The organism is Mycolicibacterium smegmatis, assembly GCF_001457595.1.
GTDB lineage: Bacteria > Actinomycetota > Actinomycetes > Mycobacteriales > Mycobacteriaceae > Mycobacterium > Mycobacterium smegmatis.
On the sequence record NZ_LN831039.1, the window covers coordinates 4,513,622 to 4,532,856 of the forward strand.

Here is a 19,235-nt window from a genome sequence, read left to right on the forward strand (position 1 = left end):
CGTTTTCAGCTCCGGGTCGTTGCGCTCCGCGGCTGGATCTCGGGTCGAGCGTCGACGGTTGCAGCGATTCAGAACTCGATAATTTCTCTGATGACCACGTTCGCAGCCCCGGGCCGTCGCCACCATCACCCGGGGGGTGATCTTTAGTGCGTCTTCGGCGTATGCCTAGTCGACACGAGCCGGATATGAGTTAATCAGCGCGGTGAATGAACTGCGCCAGTTGAGCCCGCGAAGTGACGCCGAGTTTGGCGAACGCGTTACGGACGTGCGTCTTCACCGTGTGCGGGGAAAGCTGCAGATGCTCTGCCACGGCCCGGTTGGTCGCGCCCTCGGCGATCAACTGCACGACCGTGAGTTCGGAATCGGTGAGACTGTCCCAGCCCGTTTTCGCACGTTGGGTTGCCACGACCCGCCGTTCCGCCCCCAGACGACGCAGCGCGCGGCCGACTCGGCGGGCATCAGCTGTCGCTCCGCACTCGCTGTAGGCGTCGAATGCCGTGTTGAGCTGGTCGAGCGCCTCGGTACCGCGTTGTGCGCGAATCAGTTCGGCGCCGGCATCTGCGGCCGCGCCGGCGTACAGAAGCGGCCGCGGGAATGCGCGAAGCGATTCCGCAGCACGCACCAGCGCGTCGGCGTCGTGCTCGAGAATGCCGCGGGAATACCCGACCACCGCCCTGAACAGCGGCACCGCGGGCCGCTCACGACCGAGCACCTCGGCAGCCTGCAACACCCGCGCACGCAGACCCGCATCACCGGCGGCTGATGCCACCTGCGCGGCCAGGATCAGCCGGACCAACGCGTGCGGGAAAAGAGGTGTCCCCAGTAGGTTGATGTCGCCGAGCCAGCGCGCTGCCTCGTGGATGTCACCGCGATACCACGCCGCACGCGCGAGGACGTACGCGCAGGCTCGGCGCTGGCCGGGCGGACCGGTGCAGTGAGCATCGTGCGCATCGTTTGCCGTCTCCAGCAACAGGTTCCGGTCATCGGAGTGTGCCGCCACCTCGGCAAGGATCAGCATGCGGTGTACGTCCAGTTCCTGCGCGCCGGACGCCTGCGGAGGTGGCAGTGACTCAGCTGCGCCACGAGCGGCCGACAGGCGGCCCGCCGCGAGATGGACCCATCCGGCGTAGACGGCCCAGTTGTCGAGGACCATCGCGCTGCGTTCCCGGTCGGCTTGCGCGATGCCCTCGGCGGCCCGGTTCGTCGCGTCGTCCAGTCTTCCGACCACGGCCAGCATGTTTGCGTGGAACATCCCGGCATAGGCATGTGCCAGCGCCGTTTCATTCGTGTAGGCGATTCCACGAAGCTGTTCGAGGCGGCGCAACGCGCGGACCGCGTAACCCTCACCAGAATCGAGCAGGGCATGGGTGACCTCGGCCATGATGATGGCCTCCGGATCACCGGTGGACGCGGCCGCGGCGGCAGCTTCGTCGGCTGCGGTACGTGACTGCGCGTCCTCGTCCTGCAATACCAGGTTGTAGGCCAGGGATGCCAGATGCCGGGCGCGGGTGAGCTCGCTGATGCCTCTCAATCTCAGCGCTCGGCGGCTCTCCGCCACCCGTTGCGGCGAGCTGTGCTTGGTCTGCGTCGGTAGCCGCAGCCGGATCTCGGCCTCCACCTCGGGCGACGCCGCATCCGCGAGCGCCATGTCGGCCAGCTCTTCGGCTTCACCGTAGCGGCTGGCCCGGTTGAGCCAACCCACCGTTTCCGCAATCAGGGATCCGTGTTCGGCGTCGTCGGCTGGCGACAGTTCCAACGCACACCTGCTCAGATCCGCGGCGGCGCCCGCATCTCCGCGGCCGACTGCCTGCGCGGCTTCTCGCAGTGCGTCGATCGCCTCCCGGTCACCCGGCTCGGCGCTGCGGGCCAGCTGGGTGGCGACCTCGGCAGGCGCAGCACCCATCCCGAGCATGACCGACGCCGATTGGCGTTCCATCGCCCGCCGCAACGACTTCGGCAACGACTGCCTGGTGGCCTCGCGCAGGAGATCGTGCCGGAATCTCAACTGTTCACCGTCTTCGATGAAAAGATCTGCGTGCACGGCCTCTTCGAGCGACGACAGCAACGACGTCGGCGATCGTTCGAGCATCGCGGCCAGCAAGCCCGCGGTGAAGCGGTCCGGCAGTACCGCTGCCACCCGGACCACCTCTGAGGCGCCCTCGGAGAGCAGATCGAGCCGTTGGTGCATGCTGGCACCGAGACGCCGTGGCAGAGCAAAACCCGAGGCCACCGCACGGCCATCGGAGAGGCCGAGCCGTCCCTCCTCGCCGAGACCGCGGACGAGCTCGCTGATCAGGAACGGATTGCCGTGCGCCTTGGCAGCCAGACTCAGCAACGAGGTGTCGGCCCGTGCCCGCACCGCGTCCTGAACCATGTCGGCAACCGCATCCGGCGTCATCGCCGCCAGTCGCAGGAACGTGGCATCGGTTCGCTGCAACACCGACAACGTCTCCTGCACCGCCTGTCCCCCAGCCCCGGTGCGGGCCGTGAACACCCACAACACCGGCACATCGATCTCTGTGGTCAGCGACCGCAGCGCCAGCAACGTCGCGTTGTCAGCCCAATGAATGTCTTCGAGCACGATCATCAGAGGCGTCTGGGCGGCGGCCGCACGGATCGCGTTGTGCAGATCGTGCACCACCCAGTAGCGCAGGTCTGCCGAGCCACCCAGTTCGCGCAGCGCCGCCACGTCGCCGATCGGGGGATCGGCGCGCAACGTGGCCATGAACAGCGAGAAGAACGGCACCGTCTGCTGATACTCGAACGCTTCCCCGAACAACGTGCGAACCCCGCACTTGTCGGCCAGCCCCAACACCTCGGTCAGCAAGCGACTCTTCCCGATGCCCGGGGGCCCCTCGATCACCAGCACGCCGCCGCGCCCTCGGGCCGCTGCGGTAATCAGTGCACCGGCAGTTTTCAGCTCATCCGCTCGCCCACGAATCGGCGGCGTGATCAGCCGTTCGCCGCCGACGTCGAAAAAGTCGGTTGAAGGCCCCACCGGGGTGTCCTGTCTACGGTTCACCGGACTGCCACTTCAGTGAGCCAGTCTAGGCCTTTTGATCACCGTCCCGAACACCGCACGTGTCACCCGGGTGGTCTCGCCGCGGGGATGATGACGGTTCACCCCGTGCGGCGGCAAGCTCAGTCGACGAAACACTGCCGCCCGCGAAGCAACGCCGTGGCGGACGTCCACGCGTCACCGGGCACCGGGCTCTCCGGCTCGTCGAGATCAAGGAGTTCATATGCGCCCAGCCAGAATTGTGATCGTCGGTAGCGGATTCGCCGGCTTCGAATGCGCACGCCGGCTGAGCAAACAGCTGAAACGGCACCGATCCGAGGCAGTCGTGACCCTCATATCTCCGGTCGACTACCTGCTGTACACCCCGCTTCTGCCCGAGGTTGCCGGTGGCGCAACAGATCCACGCTTCGCCACCGTGCCCCTGAACGACAGGCTCCCGGAAGTCCAGTTCATCCGCGCCTATGTCGATTCGGTGGACTTGTCCGCGCGTTCGCTGCGCTGTCGCGATCAGGAGAACATGTCCCACGAGCTTTCGTGGGATCGCCTCGTCCTGACCCCTGGCTCGATCAGTCGCCTGTTCGACATCCCCGGACTCGCCGAACATGGACGCGGGCTCAAATCGACGGCGCAGGCGCTTTTTCTGCGCGATCACATCATCGAACAGTTCGAACTGGCACGCATCGACGAGGACCGTGAACGCGCGAACGCGCGTAAGACGGTGGTGGTTGTCGGATCTTCATATTCCGGAACGGAACTCATCGCACAGCTGTGCGCGATGGCTTCGGTGGCGGTGCACGACTTCGGATTCGAGCCCGGCGACGTACGACTGATCCTGGTGGAGCGTTCGGGACGGTTGATGCCCGAAATCGGGCCTGCGCTGGCAGTTCGCGCCGAACACGTGCTCAAACGGCGCGGCGTACGGTTCCTCACCGGTGTCACACTGTCTCGGGTCGCTGCCGACCACGTCATCCTGAGCGACGGAACCCGCATCGGCACCTACACCGTCGCGTGGGTTGCCGGAGTCGTCGCCAGCCCGCTGATCACGGCCACGGGCCTGCCGACCGAGAAGGGCAGGCTCAAGGTGGGTCCTGATCTGCAGGTCCCCGGTTTCGACGGCGTCTTCGCAGGCGGCGATGCCGCAGCGGTACCCGATGTCACCAATCCCGGGACGATAACGCCGCCGACGGCCCAACACGCCACCAGGCAAGGCAAAATTCTGGCCCGAAACGTCGCCGCAAGCCTCGGCTACGGCAGCGCGCGCGAGTATCGGCACCGCGATCTCGGGACCGTTGTTGACCTGGGTCCCGGGTTCGCCGTCGCCAATCCTCTCAACATCCCGCTCTCCGGGTTTCTGGCGAAACTCGTGACCCGCGCCTACCACCTGTACGCCATTCCGCGTAACGCCAACCGGTGGGCAGTGGCGCTCGGGTATCTCACCAACGTCCTGTTCGGGCGGCCATTGGTGTCGATCGGCTTCGCCCAGCCGTCGTGGGCACAGTTTTCCGCGAGCGAGGAGTTCATGACCGCACCCACGGCGACGCAGCCACTCGACGAGCAGATGTACACCGACGACCTCCGCTTCCAGGAAGCTTCCGCCGACCGGGCCTCGGCGCCGGGCGATCGGGCCAGAAAGGCAACATGATCCGCCACTCTCCTCCGATCCGACTGCTACTCGCCGACGTCGACGGCACCCTGGTGACGCACGACAAGGTCCTCACGCATCGCACCCTCGCCGCGGTCGCCAAGCTGCGGGAGGCCGGGATACTGTTCGCCGTCACCAGCGGCCGTCCGCCGCGCGGCATGTCGAAGCTCATCGAACCACTCGGACTGACAACGCCGCTCGCTGCGTTCAACGGCGGGCTGTTCGTGCGGCCGGATCTGTCGGTCATCGAACGACGCATGATTTCGGATGACGTGACAGCGGCGGTGATCGAGCAACTCGACACCGACGGGCTGACCGTATGGGTCTACCGGGGCGCGGACTGGCTGGTGCCCGATCCCCATGGGCCTCATGTGGCGCGGGAGGCCCGGACCGTCGGGTTCGGCCCGACACCGATCGAGAGCTACCCGCCGATCTCACGCGGTGTGTCCAAAATTGTTGGCGTCAGCGATGATCACGACGCGGTACGCAAGGCGGCAGCCCGGTTGCGCGAGCGCTTCGCAGACCACGTGTCGGCGGCGACATCACAACCGTACTACGTCGACGTCACCCATCCCGACGCGAACAAGGGCGCTGTGGTCTCTTTCTTGTCCGCCGCCTACGACATCGCCACGGAGTCGATCGCCACGATCGGCGACATGGCGAACGACGTGGCGATGTTCCGGAAATCGGGGCTCAGCATCGCGATGGGAAACGCCGGCGACGAGGTCAGACGGGCCGCCCGTTGTGTCACCGCCTCGAACGCAGACGACGGGTTCGCCGACGCCGTCGAGCGGTTCGTCCTGCCGTAGCGGCGCCCGCTGGGGAATCGATCCGGTGACCCGCTACGACGAATCCAGCTGTTCGTTCTTGATGCCGGCGATGACAGCCGCGTCGGAGGCGACGACCTGGGTGGCGGTATGCAGCACCGCACGCACGTCGTCGGCGGGAATGACCGCGGCCCCGGAGGTGTCGGCGAAAATGTAGTCGCCGGGAAAAACCGCCACCCCGCCGATCACGACCGGATGGTTCGCCTCGAAGGGGGTGACAGTGTCGCCGCCCCACCGTGTTGTTTCGCCACGACAATAGACAGCCAGGTCGTACTGCTCGAGTTCGGCGAAATCGCGCAGCCGACCATCGGCGAGTACGCCGGCGAGCCGGTGGTTTTCGGCACGCGAGAGCTTTGTTCCGCCACCCAACGAGACTTCGGTGAAACCGTTGCTCGCCAACACCAGAACGCAACCCTCACCGCCGCGCTCGATGGCCTGGTAGAACAACCGCCTGAAGTTGTGACAATCGGGCGGCAGGGCGGCCGAACAGGCAGGAAAGTAACTGATGGTCACCGCGGGCCCGAAGAGCCGGCGTCCGGGGGTCGGACTCACCAGGTCGAGAAGATGGCAGCGATGCCGATGCAGTCGCCCCATCGCATCGACGATGTCGGCCGTACGCACCCGGCCGGCGAGCAACTCAAGGGGCTCCATCAGGCCGTCAGCGTCTCGTCGTCGTCGGATCGGCCGTCGTCGGATCGGCCGTCGTCGGATCGGCCGTCGTCGGCCTGCAACAGGTGTCGCGCAGCCTTGTCGATACTTGCCGCGTCTATCGCGGCATCCGCGAGCAGTTCGGCAGGAGTTCCCGAGCCCGGCATGGCGCGAACGGCCAGGTGCATCAGCTTCAGACGCGGTGTTTCCGCACCCGAGATGGCCTCGAGCACGGCCGAGCCGAGTCCACCCTCGGGGTGATGGTCCTCGGCGATGACCAATCGTGCACCGGTGTCGCGCACAGCTTCGAGCAGCGTGTCCCGGTCGATCGGCTTGACGGAGTAGACATCGATGACGCGGGCCGCGATCCCGTCGCGGTGCAGCGATTCGGCGGCGGCCAGGCATTGGTGGACGGTGACACCGGCACCGATCAGGGTGACGTCGTCGGCGCTGCTGGACCGCAGCGTGTGGGAGCCGCCGATGGTGAACACGGTGGCCGGCTCGTAGAGGACCGGGTAGGCACCACGGGTGGTCCTCAGATAACGGACCCCATCGGCATCCGCCATCAGGTCGACCAGCGCGACCGTACTTGTCGCGTCGCTGGGATAGAGGACGGTCGCGCCGTGGACGGACCGCATCATCGCCAGGTCTTCCAGCGCCATCTGAGAGGGTCCGTCGGCACCGATCTCGACGCCGGCATGGGACCCGATCAGGCAGATGTTCGCCTGTGAGACGGCCGCCATGCGGATGAAGTCATGCGCCCGGGTCAAAAACGCGGCAAAGGTCGATGCGAACGGAATGTAGTGGCGGACATGGAGACCGACGGAAGAGGCAACGAGTTGTTGCTCGGCGATGAACATTTCGAAGTATCGCTCGGGGTGGTGCTCGGTGAACTCTGCGGCGCCGGTGGAGTTGCTGACTTCGCCGTCGAGCGCCACCACCCGGCGATTGACCGCGCCCAGTGCGGCCACCGCGGCTCCGTATGCCGCCCGGGTGGCGACCTTCTCACCCGGTGCGTAACGCGGCCGGTCCGAGAACCCATCCGGATTGCCCGCCCCGGGCGCCGACGATTGACCGGAGCGTGACGCCGGTTTCGGTCCCGCGACGGTCAGACCCTCGACCTCGCCGAGCTCGGCCAGTGCGCGCCGCGCCATTTCGGGCGGGAAAGCCTTGCCATGCCAACCCTCTCGGTCCTCGACTTCGCTGAAACCGCGACCCTTGACGGTTCTCGCGAGGATCACCGTCGGCTGCGTTGTGTTACGCGCGGCGGTGAGCGCCTGGTCGATGGCCTCCAGGCGATGGCCGTCGACGGAGATCGCCCGCGCACCGAAAGCTTCCACGCGTTTGGCGTAGGTCTCCAGATCCCAACCGAACTCGGTGGGTCCGCGCTGGCCCAACCGGTTGACATCGACGATGACGGTGAAGTTCGAAAGGCCGTAATAGCCGGCCTTGTCCAGTGCCTCCCAGACCGACCCCTCGGCCATCTCACTGTCGCCGCACAGCGTCCACACGTGAAATCCAGACCTGTCGAGGAACTTGCCCGCGAGCGCGACGCCGACCCCGATGGCGATCCCCTGTCCCAGTGAGCCGCTGGCAACGTCGACCCACGGCAACACAGGCGTGGGGTGGCCTTGCAGGCGTGAGCCGAAGCGGCGGTAGCCGGTCATCAGTTCCGTGTCGGTGATGACACCGACGGCTTTGAACGCGGCGTACAACAGCGGCGAGGCATGCCCTTTGGACAGGATGAAGTGGTCGTTGTCAGGGTGATCCGGGCGCTCCCAGTCATAGCTGAGGTGGCGAGCGAGCAGAACCGCCGTCAGATCGGCGGCCGACATGCTCGAAGTCGGATGTCCGGAGCCGGCGGCAGTGCTGGCTCGGATGGCGTCGGCGCGCAGTTGCCGCGCCAGTCGCCCCACCAGCGTGGTGTCGATGCGATCGTTCGATTCATTCAACGGGATGGCTCCTCGCCTGTGGTTGTGGAAGCGTCACCGCACCGGGTCCTCCCTGGGTGCGCCCGGGGTGGGACTCGGCACGAAGCCGCTCGATCATGTGGGGATAGTGCAACTCGAAAGCTGGTCGCTCGGAACGGATTCTGGGCAGCTCGGTGAAGTTGTGCCGCGGCGGCGGGCAGCTGGTGGCCCACTCCAGGGAGTTGCCGTAGCCCCACGGATCGTCGACCGTGACGGGCTCGCCGTATCGCCAGCTCTTGAACACGTTCCACACGAACGGCAGCATCGAGACGCCCAGGATGAACGAACCGATGGTGGAAACGATGTTGAGGGTGGTGAACCCGTCGGTGGGCAGGTAGTCGGCGTATCGGCGTGGCATGCCTTCTGCGCCGAGCCAGTGGTGCACCAGGAATGTGGTGTGGAATCCGATGAGGGTCAGCCAGAAGTGCAGCTTGCCGAGCCGGTCATCCAGCAGTCGGCCCGTCATCTTCGGAAACCAGAAGTACACCCCGGCGTACGTTGCGAAGACGATCGTGCCGAACAGCACGTAATGGAAGTGCGCCACGACGAAATAGCTGTCGGTGACGTGGAAGTCCAGTGGCGGGCTGGCCAGGATCACCCCGGTGAGCCCACCGAGCAGGAACGTCACGAGAAAGCCCACCGAGAACAACATCGGCGTCTCGAACGTCAACTGGCCCTTCCACATGGTGCCGATCCAGTTGACGAATTTGATCCCGGTCGGCACCGCGATCATGAACGTCATGAAGGAGAAGAACGGCAGCAGCACCGCGCCGGTGGCGTAGAGGTGGTGGGCCCACACCGCGATCGACAGAGCTCCGATGGAGATGGTGGCGTAGACCAGCGTGGTGTAGCCGAAGACCGGTTTGCGGGAGAACACCGGGAAGATCTCGGTGACGATGCCGAAGAAGGGCAACGCGATGATGTAGACCTCGGGATGGCCGAAGAACCAGAACAGGTGCTCCCACAACATGGTCCCGCCGTTGGCCGAGTCGAAGACGTGTGCGCCCAGATTGCGGTCCGCGGCCAGGCCGAACAGCGCCGAGGTCAGAAGCGGGAAAGCGACCAGCACGATCACGCTGGTCACCAGGATGTTCCAGGTGAAGATCGGCATCCGGAACATGATCATGCCCGGTGCGCGCATGCACACCACCGTGGTGATCATGTTGACCGCACCGAGGATGGTGCCCAGTCCACCGACGATCAATCCGAAGATCCACAGATCACCACCCGCGCCCGGCGAGTGCATGGCGTTCGACAGCGGGGTGTAGGCGGTCCACCCGAAGTCGGCGGGCCCACCCGGGGCGAGGAAGCCGCCGAGTGCGATCGACGCACCGAAGAGAAAGAGCCAGAACGACAACGCATTCAGTCGCGGAAACGCCACATCGGGGGCGCCGATCTGCAGAGGCACCACGAGGTTGGCGAACCCGAACACGATGGGAGTGGCATAGAACAGCAGCATCACCGTGCCGTGCATGGTGAACAGCTGGTTGTACTGCTCGTTGGAGAGGAACTGCAGGCCGGGTACCGCCAACTCGGTGCGGAGCAGCAGTGCCATCAATCCGCCGATGAAGAAGAAGATGAAGCACGCGACGACGTACATCATCCCGATCAACTTGTGGTCGGTTGTGGTCACCAACTTGTACAGCAGCGTCCACCTGGGGCCGAGCCGTTGCGGAAACGGTCTCCGCGCCAGGAGTTCTCCTGCCGATGGAGCGTGGGTCGTCAACGGTCCGGTTCTCTCCTGTCCGTCGCACGTGCGACGGTCTTCCACCCGTCGCCGCGCATGCCCTTGTCGAGACTCGATCCTGGCCCGGTACCGGATGAGCTGTCTTCACCCAGCCGCACCGATCACCCGGGTGAACAGTCGCCGCGCATGAACTTCCCTCGCTCAGGTCCGCGAGGCACAACCCGGTTCCGGCAGATCCAGGTCCGCCTTCCGGAGTCGATACACCTGCAGCGACAACCCGTAGTACTTCGTGGTCTCGCCGACCCACTCCATACCGACCCGCCGCGCGGTGGCCACGGCACGACGATTTCCTGGCCGCATGACCGCGAACACCTCGCTGAGGCCGGCGTTCTCGAAGGCCTGGTGCGCGACGGCATGGCCGGCTTCCGAGCCGTATCCGTGACCCCACATCGCGGGGGCGATCTGCCATCCGATCTCCAGGTCGCTGCGCCCGGGCGGAAGCGGGAGAAGAGTCACTCCCCCGATCACCTGTCCGGATCGGTGGTCGGTGATTGCCCATCGCCCCAACGGCAATCCCTCGGAGTCGCTCTCGGCGATCCAGGAGCCCAACACATGTCGCATGTCCTTGCGGTCGACGGCGTTGGGCAGCGCCGGACACAGCCAGCGAGCCACCTCCGGGTCTCCGTAGATCGCACACGCCGCGACATCATCGTCCAGACGCCACGGCCGCAACATCAGACGGTGTGTGCGGATCTGTCGCGTCACGGGATCGAGTTCGACGTGGCGTCGATCGCCTGAGGGGTTCATCAGTGTCAGTTCCGCCCCGCCGTGAATCCTCCGTCGACGTTGAGGATCATTCCCGTGATCCAACTCGACTCGTCGGAGAGCAGATACCTGATGGCGCCTGCAATGTCGGTCGGAGTACCGACTCGCCCGAGCGGGTGAAGCGGTGCGAACTCGCCGAGTGTGGCATCGATCTCGTCCGTGGGGAACCACCGCTGAAGAGCCGGGGTTCTCACCGCGGCCGGCGACACCGCGTTGACGCGGATCTTGTGCCGGGCGAGTTCAATGGCCAGATTGTGGGTGAGCGCGTGCAGGCCGGCCTTCTGCATCGAATGCCCCGTCGAAGGAGTGACGCCGAGCGCCTGATGCGCCCACATGCTGCCGATGTTGACGATGGAACCACCATCGCCGCCGGCGATCATGCCGCGCACCACGGTCTGGGTGAGGAAAAACAGCGCATAGTTGAGCTCCATGTACGCGTCGTAGTCCAGTTGCCCGTACTCGAGAAACGGTTTGGGGATGAAGAATCCGGCCGCATTGACGAGCAACGTGGCGTCTCGGTGTTGCTCGCCGAGCACGCGCTGGATATCGGTGACGGCATCGCGGTCGGTCAGCTCCGCGGAAATACCCCAGGCGTCGCCACCCCGGTTCACCAGATCGTCCAGGGTCTCGTCGACACGGGCTTTCGAGTGCCCGACGACCACCGCGCTGCCACCGTGGTCGACGACGTCGGCGGCGACCCGGCGGCCGATACCGGCGCTGCCGCCGACGACGACCACCTTCTTCCCCTCCAGATGCATGTTCGGGCTCCCTCCCTCGGCGGATGTGTTCACGAGCGGTGCAACTCGACGTTCTGCGGATGGAAATCCATTGATATGTGGGGCCTCTCGGGATCCAGGTGAACGGATTCGAGTTCGCACTTGAGCACCGACGTCGTGGCGTTGTGCGGGTCGCTCGCAGCCAACTCGACCACCAATCGCAGCTGCGTCGATTCGGTCATGCCACGTCCCGAGACACGGATCGTGGGCAACTCGCTGAGGATGTCGAGTCGCATCGGTATGACCCGCATGGGGTGGCGAGGTGGATCCGCGCCGTCACCTGCGGTGTTCTGCGGAGCATCCAGCGCGATACGCCCGGCATCGGCGAGCAGCAGGTCGTTCCCCAACGCCTTGCCCGTCAGGGTGATCGAGATCGAGCCCGCCGGATGCGAATGCTGCGGATCGTCGACCGTGAGCGTCGCGCTTGCCTGGGCCAACACCAGTTCACGAGTCACCTCGTGCCACCGGTCCCGCAACACATCATCGACGCTCGGCGTCACCGCGTCACCGGTTTTCGTGACGCGCAGTGGTTCTCGGTAACCGAGCTCTTGCTCGTCGACCCGCTCCAGTAGCGGTAGAGCCGGATCGCGCAACATCGTCAGCACGAAGCTGCAGGGAATGTCGGTGCGGAGATTGGTGTCCTGGTAGTGGATCACGTCACCGCCCGGCCCCCAGAACGCGTCCCCGGCGCGGAGAACACGTGCCGGCTCACCGTCGCGCTCGAAGAGCATCTCCCCGGCGATCATGTAGCCGAATGCCGGACCCCCGGGGAGACGATGCGGCGGGGCTCCACGGGCGCCGGGCGGATGGTTGACGAGTACGGTGATCACGGCGACCTGGGCAGGTATGTGCGGCGACCGGACTTCCTGGATCACCGTGATCGTCGAGCCGGATTCGGGATCAGCCCAATCCTGCAGCATTGGATTTCCTTCGTCGCGATCGTGAACGCTCAATCCTCTGTGACGCGCACGATCGTCTTTCCCGTGGTGCGCTTCTTTTGGTTGAAGGCGCTGGGCGCGTCGGCGAGCGGCACCACGCGCCCGACGACGGGCTTGAGCCGTCCCGTCCGTACCCGAGCGGCGAGGTCGGCGAGACGTGCGCTGTCAGGTTCGACGAGGAAGTACAGTGCCCGTCCGTCGCGCGGCTGGGTCTTGGGTGGCTCGGCGAGGGTGACCAGCGTTCCTCCGGCGCGTACGAGCGCGATCGAACGTTCCATGATCTCTCCGCCGATCACGTCGAACACCACGTCGACCTCCCCGGCGTCTTCGAGCTTGTCATCGTCCAGGTCGAGGAAAGTGTGGGTGCCCAGCTCGAGAGCCCGATCCCGATCGGCGGCCCGCCCGGTGCCGATGACCCGCGCCCCCACCTCACGAGCGAGCTGCACCGCAATGGAGCCGACACCACCTGCCGCACCGTGGATCAGCACGGTTTGTCCCGCGACGAGCTGCGCGTGCTCGAACAGGCCCTGCCACGCGGACAACCCCGAGATCGGCAGCGCCGCGGCCAATGTGTGGTCGACGTCGTAGGGCAACGGTGCGAGGTGACGCGTCTCCACTGCGGCGTACTCGGCCAGGGAGCCGTTGCGTGCCCAGTCTGCCAATCCGAACACGCGCTGACCGATCGTGAAACGTGTGGTGCCGTATCCCAATTCGACCACAACACCCGACAGTTCGTGTCCGGGCACACTGGGTGTGCGGTCGCGTCCCGAGCGCTCGGTCCACGTATCCGGCCAGTCGAGTTCGCCCCGTGTGAACCCCGCGGCGTGCACACGTACGACGACGTCGTTCTCGGAGACCACGGGATAGGGCAGTTCTGTCAGCGACAGACCGGAGACGCCGGCATCACGATCGGAAACTGTCACAGCCTTCATTGCGCATCCTCCTGATAAGGGTTGGGGAGGCCGACCGACTCGCCGTCTCCATTGGCGATGGCACCCGTCGGGCCGGCCGCGGACCATTGCTGAACGCTGACGAGCTCGAGTCCCAGATCGCGGACGCGGTCGAGCAGTCCGTACAGTTGTGACTGGTCCCGGATCTCGCCGACGAACATCGACTCTGTCGCACCAGCTTCAAGGCGCATCCCCTCCAACGCGGACCCGAACCGCTCGGTGACGCACCCCCGAATGCAGATCTGGTACATCGTCGGCTGCATGATGCCCTCCGATCGCCATCTGCCGACCAAGCGTTCACCGGACAGGGGTGAGCAGTCATCACCCCGCATGTGAGATCACCCGGGTGAGTGTTGTGTTTTTGCTGAATCTTCTGTGGCCCTTGATGATTACAAGTCGTACTCTCGGCAGAGTCCGAGTTCCGCGACGGGCGCACCTGGGCCCTCGACAGCGGACACATCGACGGAAAGGTCCGGAACATGCGGTATGACGTCGTCGTGCTCGGCGCGGGTTCGGGAGGCTAAGTGGCCGCCATCCGCGCCGCACAACTCGGGTTGTCGGTGGCGATCGTGGAGGCCCACTACTGGGGCGGGGTGTGCCTGAACGTGGGATGCATCCCGTCCAAAGCTCTTTTGCGCAACGCCGAGATCGCGCATCTCCTGAGGGAGTTCGCCGATGTTTTCGGCATCGAGGGCGAGACGAAGATGCGCTATGACGCGGCCTATGAACGGTCCCGCACGGTCGCCGCGGACCGGGTGCGCGGTTTGCGATTCCTCATGCGCAAGAACAAGATCGACGAGTACGAAGCCCACGGGACCTTCATCGACCGCCACACCATGCACATCGCCGGCGAGGATATCGACACTCAGATCGGCTTCGATTCGGTGATCATCGCCACCGGAGCCGCCCCGCGGTTGCTGCCCGGCACCACCCGTGGGCCCAGGGTGCGCACCTTCGAAGAGCAGATCATGGCGTCGACGCTGCCGTCGTCGATCGCCATCATCGGGGCCGGCCCGATTGGCGTCGAATTCGCCTATCTCCTGGCAAATTACGGCGTCGATGTGACCCTCATCGAGGCCCTTCCGCGGATGCTGCCCAACGAAGACGAGGACGTCTCCAAAGAGATCGCCAAGGCCTACCGTGCCCTGGGCATCACTGTCCTGACCGGTACGCACATCGAGGATTTGGTCGAGACGGCCGACGGCGTCACCCTCACCTACCGCAGGTCCGGGTCCGTCGACGCCGAGACCCTCATCGTCGATGTCGTGTTGCAGGCCATCGGGTTCGCCCCCAGAACCACGGGCTACGGGCTCGAACACCTGGGCGTGGACCTGGACCCACGCACCGGTGGCATCGCGATCGACGACGTCATGCGGACCACCGTGCCCGGCGTGTACGCCATCGGCGACGTCACCGCGAAGCTGATGCTCGCGCATGTGGCCGAGGCGCAGGGCATCGTCGCCGCAGAGGCGATCGCAGGCGCACCCACGCTGGGGTTCGCCGAATACACCACGATGCCCCGCGTGACGTTCTGCAACCCCCAGGTCGCGAGCTTCGGGCTGACCGAAGCCCAGGCCCGCGCCGATGCCACGGCACGCGGCAGCGACATCGCTGTCGCGAAGTTCCCGTTCCGTGCCAACGGAAAGGCCCACGGCTTCGGCGATCCCACCGGATTCGTGAAGGTCATCACCGATCTCGCGCACGGCGAGCTTCTCGGGGCGCACATGGTCGGCGCCGAGGTCGCCGAACTGCTCCCCGAGTTGACGCTGGCCCAACGCTGGGATCTGACCGTCGAAGAACTGGTCCGCAACGTCCACACCCACCCGACACTGTCCGAGGCGCTGCAGGAGACGTTCCACGGGCTGGCGACCGGCAAGATGATCAACTTCTAGACGTTCCCGCGTGTGTCAGCCGACGACGCCGTCACCGCACTCGATGACAACGAAACCTCCGCACGCGTCGATTCACTGTCCAGGAATGCTCCTGCCGTAGCGGCGCCGTGGATAGGAAGTCATGGTGCGCGCATTGATGCGTTACATGTAACGTTGGGGTATGACTCCCGCGCGTGACCGAGTACGCCGACATCGCGAGCGGCTGCGGCGACAAGGTCTGCGGCCGGTGCAGATCTGGGTCCCCGACGTGAATGCACCCGAATTTCGCCGGGAGGCGCACCGGCAGTCTGAGTTGGTCGCCGCCGGCGAGCATGAGGCCGAAGATCAAGCTTTCGTCGACGCGATCTCCGTCGACTGGGACGACGCCTAAGCGTGCGGCGCGGCGATATCTACACCGCGGCGGCGCGAGGTGCGTACACCGGCAAGCCTCGGCCGGTCCTCATCATCCAGGACGACCGATTCGATGCCACCGCGTCGGTCACCGTCGTGCCGTTTACGACAAGCGACACCGACGCACCGCTTCTGCGAATTCGAATCGAGCCAACGCCAGCCACCGGACTCTCCACAGTCAGCTCGTTGATGATCGACAAGGTGACCACAGTTCCCCGCTCCAGCTTGACGCACCGTGTCGGCCGACTGGCGGAGACAGACATGGTCAGGACCGACCGCGCACTCCTGGTTTTTCTGGGAATCGCCGGGTGACCACCTGCTTCGGCACGATCCATGAACCCAGCGGCCACGTCGTCAGCGTCCGAGGTCAGACGGCCTCGGCAGGTTCGTAGTCCAGCGCGAAGCCAAGGCGTCGATGATGGCTCGCTGCTGGGCTTCGTCGTGGTCGTGCATGAGAAGTCCTTCGACCGTGAAGACGCCGATCATGACTTCGGCGTCGGGTGCGGGGACCCCGGCGGCCTGAAGTTCAAACTGAAGCAGGCTGCCGGTGATCGTATGAAAGTTCTGATGCCATTCGGCGACCGCTGCTGAGTGCTCGACGCGGGCATGCACGGTTGTCACGAGGCGGCTCATCTCGGTGAGTTTGCCGACGATCCATAGCAACCGCGCCGCAATCGGTTGGCTTGCAATCTCTTCATACTGCGGCCACACGTCGGCCATGACGGCCTCAAGCACCGCGATCAACACTTCGTCTTTGTCCGGGAAGTACCAGTAGATCGTGTTCGGTGCCACTCCGGCTTCTTTGGCCAGGCGACTCATCGGGGTGGCGTCATATCCCGCGTCGATGAACAGTCGCCTCGCCGCCGCAACGATCTCCGCGCGTTTCTCGGCGGCGGCCTGCGGGCGCTTCGGCGCCATCACGTCCTCCTCGATGCCGTTCACGTCACGCCATGTTGAATACCGTTCAATAGGCTGCTACGTTTTGTTGAACAGCATTCAACATACATCATGGAGGCCGCGACGATGGCTCAACCGCTCAGCTACACCCGAGACGACGTCACCTTCATGTCCGACGGCACATCGTGCGCAGCGTGGCTCTATCGGCCCGACGGCGTCAACAATCCGCCCATCGTGGTACTTGCCCACGGGTTTGCCGCCTTCCGCGAACTGCGCCTGGACGCCTACGCCGCACGATTCGCCCAGGCCGGCTACGCCGCCCTGGTGTTCGACTACCGGCACTGGGGTGCGAGCGACGGACAACCCCGCCGCATCCTTGACATCCCAAAACAGCAGACAGACTGGCGGGCCGCCATCGCCTACGCCCGCAGCCTGGACAACGTCGACACCACCCGACTGGTGGGATGGGGTTCCTCCTTCGGCGGTGGCCACGTTCTCACACTGGCCGCCCGCGACCACGAATTCGCCGCCGCCATCGTTCAGGTCCCCCACGTCAGCGGACCCGCTTCAGCCTTCTCTCAATCCCCCAAACTGGTCGCACGCCTCATCGCCGCAGGACTGCGCGATCAGATCGGCGCATGGTTCGGGGGTGCACCGCACCGAGTGACATCCATCGGCAGGCCCGGCGAATTCGCCATGATGACCTCACCCGGCGCCTATGAACTCGTCGAGGAAATGGCCGGGGGCGAAGCGGCCGAACACATGCGCGCGCAACTCGAGGCCGAGAACGACGTCGCCGCCCGCATCGCTCTGCGCGTGCCGCTGTATTCACCGGGACGGCACGCCGCCAAAATCACCGCACCGACCTTGGTTCAACTCGCCACGAAAGACGACGTCACGCCCTACGCGAAAGCCCGAAAAATCGTGGCCCGCATCCCGAACGGAGAGGTGCGGTCCTACGACATCACGCATTTCGAGCCGTACGTGGACCCGCATTTCGAGCAAATCGTGACCGATCAGATCGACTTCCTGAACCGTCACGTCGGAGCTGGCACCCGATGAGCGCACCGGCGTCATCGACTCCAACCCTGCCGGCGTCGGTGCACACGCTAGTCGTGGGTGCGGGGTTCGCCGGGCTGGCCGCGGCCGCAGCGGTGCTGCGCGAAGACCCCCGAGCCGACCTCCTGATCATCGAGCGGGCCGACGAGGTCGGCGGAACCTGGCGCGACAACACCTACCCCGGTTGCGCGTGTGACGTCCCGACCTCGCTCTACTCGTTCTCGTTCGCCCCCAGCGCGAAGTGGAGTCACACCTTCGCACGCCAACCCGAGATTCACCGCTACCTCACCTCGGTTGCCGACCAGACAGGACTGCGGCACCACCTGGTCACCGGATGCGAGCTACTCGGCGCAGCGTGGGACGACGACGAGCAGCGTTGGCGGGTTCGAACCTCCCTCGGCATGGTGACCGCCACGGTCCTGGTCGCCGCGACCGGGGCACTCTCCACCCCGAAGCTGCCCGACGTGCCCGGACTCGACCGCTTCGGCGGCACGGTTTTTCACTCCGCCACCTGGAATCACGACCACGACCTGACCGACGAGCGGGTCGCCGTCGTCGGCACCGGGGCCTCAGCGGTGCAGTTCGTGCCCGAGATCGCTGACCGCACCGCTCACCTGACGGTGTTTCAACGAACCCCGGCGTGGGTGCTACCCCGGCTAGACCGCACCCTCGGCCGCCTCGAGAAGGCGCTGTACCGCCGGATTCCGCTGTCGCAGAGACTGGTCCGCGGGATGGTCTACATCTACCGGGAGGGCTACCTCGCGCTGCTCGCGCACCTGACCTGGCTGCTACCGCTGCTCGAAATCATCGCCAAGACACAACTGCGCCGCCAAGTGCCCGACCCAGCCCTGCGCAGGGCGTTGACGCCTGACTTTCGCATCGGGTGCAAGCGGATCCTGCTGACCAATGACTGGTTGCCCACCCTGGCCCGCGACGATGTCGAAGTCGTGACCACCGCCTTGACCGAGGTCACCGAGACCGGCGTACGCGACGGCACAGGCAGGCTGCACGACGTCGACACGATCATCTTCGCCACCGGCTTCACCCCCACTGAGCCGCCGGTCGCTCACCAACTGACCGGCGTCACAGGCACCACGCTGGCCGCGCACTGGGCGGGCAGCCCGAGTGCGCACCTGGGCATCACCGTGCCGGGTTTTCCCAACTTGTTCTTGATGTACGGGCCGAACACCAACCTCGGGCACAGCTCCATCGTGTACATGCTCGAATCCCAGGCCGCCTACCTCGCCGCGGCCCTGCGCGTCATGCGCGCCGAAGGTCTCGCCTCCATCGATGTTCGCCCGGACGCCGAACGGACGTACAACGAATGGATCAACGACGCGCTGACCAACACCGTGTGGAACTCCGGTGGATGCTCCAGCTGGTATTTGGACTCTCGGGGCCGCAACTCGGTCATGTGGCCCACGTTCACCTTCCGATTCCGCGCCCGCACCAGGAGCTTCGACGTCATCAACTACGACACCCTCAGAACGCGGCAACAGATCCGCGGCGTGGAACAGCGCTGTGAGAGTCAACTCGCAGACGCTGACCGTGAGATGCTGGCGGGCCAAATCCGCCTGGCCGGCGAAGACGAGTCGGTAACGCCATCTACGCTACGCACCGTGCGACGCGATCAGCGGTACATGACGCGCGGCCGCATCCACGCCGAAGTCGCCGATTTGCTCGACCGGACGGTCGCTATGAACGGTGAATAAGCG

Annotated in this window: 17 protein-coding genes; 7 read left to right on the top strand and 10 right to left on the bottom strand. The window is 65.5% G+C overall.

Features of this window, described 5'->3' with window-relative positions:
* Positions 1-190: 190 nt before the first annotated feature.
* On the bottom strand, positions 191-2,998 hold the full coding sequence (locus AT701_RS21655) for a helix-turn-helix transcriptional regulator (protein ID WP_029104583.1): 2,808 nt from the start codon (positions 2,996-2,998) through the stop codon (positions 191-193).
* Positions 2,999-3,242: 244 nt separating this feature from the next.
* Here AT701_RS21655 and AT701_RS21660 point away from each other — a divergent pair, with 244 nt between their 5' ends.
* Together AT701_RS21660 and AT701_RS21665 are read left to right on the top strand one after the other, a co-directional pair.
* Positions 3,243-4,661 carry an NAD(P)/FAD-dependent oxidoreductase gene (locus AT701_RS21660; RefSeq protein WP_011729830.1) on the top strand — a complete coding sequence of 473 codons (1,419 nt, stop codon included), beginning with the start codon at positions 3,243-3,245 and terminating at the stop codon, positions 4,659-4,661.
* Entirely contained in the window at positions 4,658-5,470 is an 813-nt protein-coding gene (locus AT701_RS21665) for a Cof-type HAD-IIB family hydrolase (RefSeq protein ID WP_011729831.1), read from the top strand. Before AT701_RS21660 ends, AT701_RS21665 begins: the two co-directional genes overlap by 4 nt.
* Before the next feature lie 33 nt (positions 5,471-5,503).
* On the opposite strand, the gene AT701_RS21670 is transcribed toward AT701_RS21665, so the two are convergent.
* The 8 genes from AT701_RS21670 to AT701_RS21710 form a co-directional block, all read right to left on the bottom strand.
* Positions 5,504-6,139, bottom strand: a complete 636-nt coding sequence (locus AT701_RS21670) for an RraA family protein (protein WP_011729832.1) — start codon at positions 6,137-6,139, stop codon at positions 5,504-5,506.
* On the bottom strand, positions 6,139-8,088 hold the full coding sequence (locus tag AT701_RS21675) for a transketolase (RefSeq protein WP_058126563.1): 1,950 nt from the start codon (positions 8,086-8,088) through the stop codon (positions 6,139-6,141). Before AT701_RS21675 ends, AT701_RS21670 begins: the two co-directional genes overlap by 1 nt.
* Positions 8,081-9,832, bottom strand: coding sequence for an aa3-type cytochrome oxidase subunit I (gene ctaD, locus AT701_RS21680; RefSeq protein WP_058126564.1), 1,752 nt, complete (start codon positions 9,830-9,832; stop codon positions 8,081-8,083). The genes AT701_RS21675 and ctaD overlap by 8 nt, the downstream gene beginning before the upstream one ends.
* A 162-nt stretch (positions 9,833-9,994) precedes the next feature.
* Positions 9,995-10,600 carry a GNAT family N-acetyltransferase gene (locus AT701_RS21690; protein WP_011729836.1) on the bottom strand — a complete coding sequence of 202 codons (606 nt, stop codon included), beginning with the start codon at positions 10,598-10,600 and terminating at the stop codon, positions 9,995-9,997.
* 5 nt (positions 10,601-10,605) lie between these two features.
* Positions 10,606-11,376 carry an SDR family NAD(P)-dependent oxidoreductase gene (locus AT701_RS21695; protein ID WP_011729837.1) on the bottom strand — a complete coding sequence of 257 codons (771 nt, stop codon included), beginning with the start codon at positions 11,374-11,376 and terminating at the stop codon, positions 10,606-10,608.
* A 29-nt stretch (positions 11,377-11,405) separates the two neighbouring features.
* Positions 11,406-12,314 carry a cupin domain-containing protein gene (locus tag AT701_RS36025; protein WP_011729838.1) on the bottom strand — a complete coding sequence of 303 codons (909 nt, stop codon included), beginning with the start codon at positions 12,312-12,314 and terminating at the stop codon, positions 11,406-11,408.
* A 29-nt stretch (positions 12,315-12,343) separates the two neighbouring features.
* Complete coding sequence (locus AT701_RS21705; RefSeq protein WP_011729840.1) at positions 12,344-13,264, bottom strand: NADP-dependent oxidoreductase; 921 nt, start codon at positions 13,262-13,264, stop codon at positions 12,344-12,346.
* Positions 13,261-13,545 carry a DUF8691 family protein gene (locus tag AT701_RS21710; protein WP_011729841.1) on the bottom strand — a complete coding sequence of 95 codons (285 nt, stop codon included), beginning with the start codon at positions 13,543-13,545 and terminating at the stop codon, positions 13,261-13,263. The genes AT701_RS21705 and AT701_RS21710 overlap by 4 nt, the downstream gene beginning before the upstream one ends.
* A 261-nt stretch (positions 13,546-13,806) precedes the next feature.
* Between AT701_RS21710 and lpdA the strand changes: the two genes are divergently transcribed.
* The 3 genes from lpdA (at position 13,807) to AT701_RS21725 (ending at position 15,876) form a co-directional block, all read left to right on the top strand.
* Positions 13,807-15,174 carry a dihydrolipoyl dehydrogenase gene (lpdA, locus tag AT701_RS21715; protein ID WP_081319552.1) on the top strand — a complete coding sequence of 456 codons (1,368 nt, stop codon included), beginning with the start codon at positions 13,807-13,809 and terminating at the stop codon, positions 15,172-15,174.
* Positions 15,175-15,334: 160 nt separating this feature from the next.
* Positions 15,335-15,544 (top strand): antitoxin MazE family protein, encoded by a 210-nt coding sequence (locus AT701_RS21720; RefSeq protein ID WP_011729843.1) that lies wholly within the window; start codon positions 15,335-15,337, stop codon positions 15,542-15,544.
* 2 nt (positions 15,545-15,546) lie between these two features.
* Positions 15,547-15,876, top strand: a complete 330-nt coding sequence (locus AT701_RS21725) for a type II toxin-antitoxin system PemK/MazF family toxin (protein WP_003895797.1) — start codon at positions 15,547-15,549, stop codon at positions 15,874-15,876.
* 42 nt (positions 15,877-15,918) lie between these two features.
* Here AT701_RS21725 and AT701_RS21730 read toward each other — a convergent pair whose 3' ends face one another.
* A complete protein-coding gene (locus AT701_RS21730) occupies positions 15,919-16,482 on the bottom strand; it encodes a TetR/AcrR family transcriptional regulator (RefSeq protein WP_014878038.1) in 564 nt (187 codons plus the stop codon).
* Between the two features lie 105 nt (positions 16,483-16,587).
* Between AT701_RS21730 and AT701_RS21735 the strand changes: the two genes are divergently transcribed.
* Together AT701_RS21735 and AT701_RS21740 are read left to right on the top strand one after the other, a co-directional pair.
* Positions 16,588-17,523, top strand: a complete 936-nt coding sequence (locus AT701_RS21735) for an alpha/beta hydrolase (RefSeq protein ID WP_003895799.1) — start codon at positions 16,588-16,590, stop codon at positions 17,521-17,523.
* Positions 17,520-19,232, top strand: coding sequence for a flavin-containing monooxygenase (locus tag AT701_RS21740; protein ID WP_058126565.1), 1,713 nt, complete (start codon positions 17,520-17,522; stop codon positions 19,230-19,232). Before AT701_RS21735 ends, AT701_RS21740 begins: the two co-directional genes overlap by 4 nt.
* Positions 19,233-19,235: the final 3 nt, after the last annotated feature.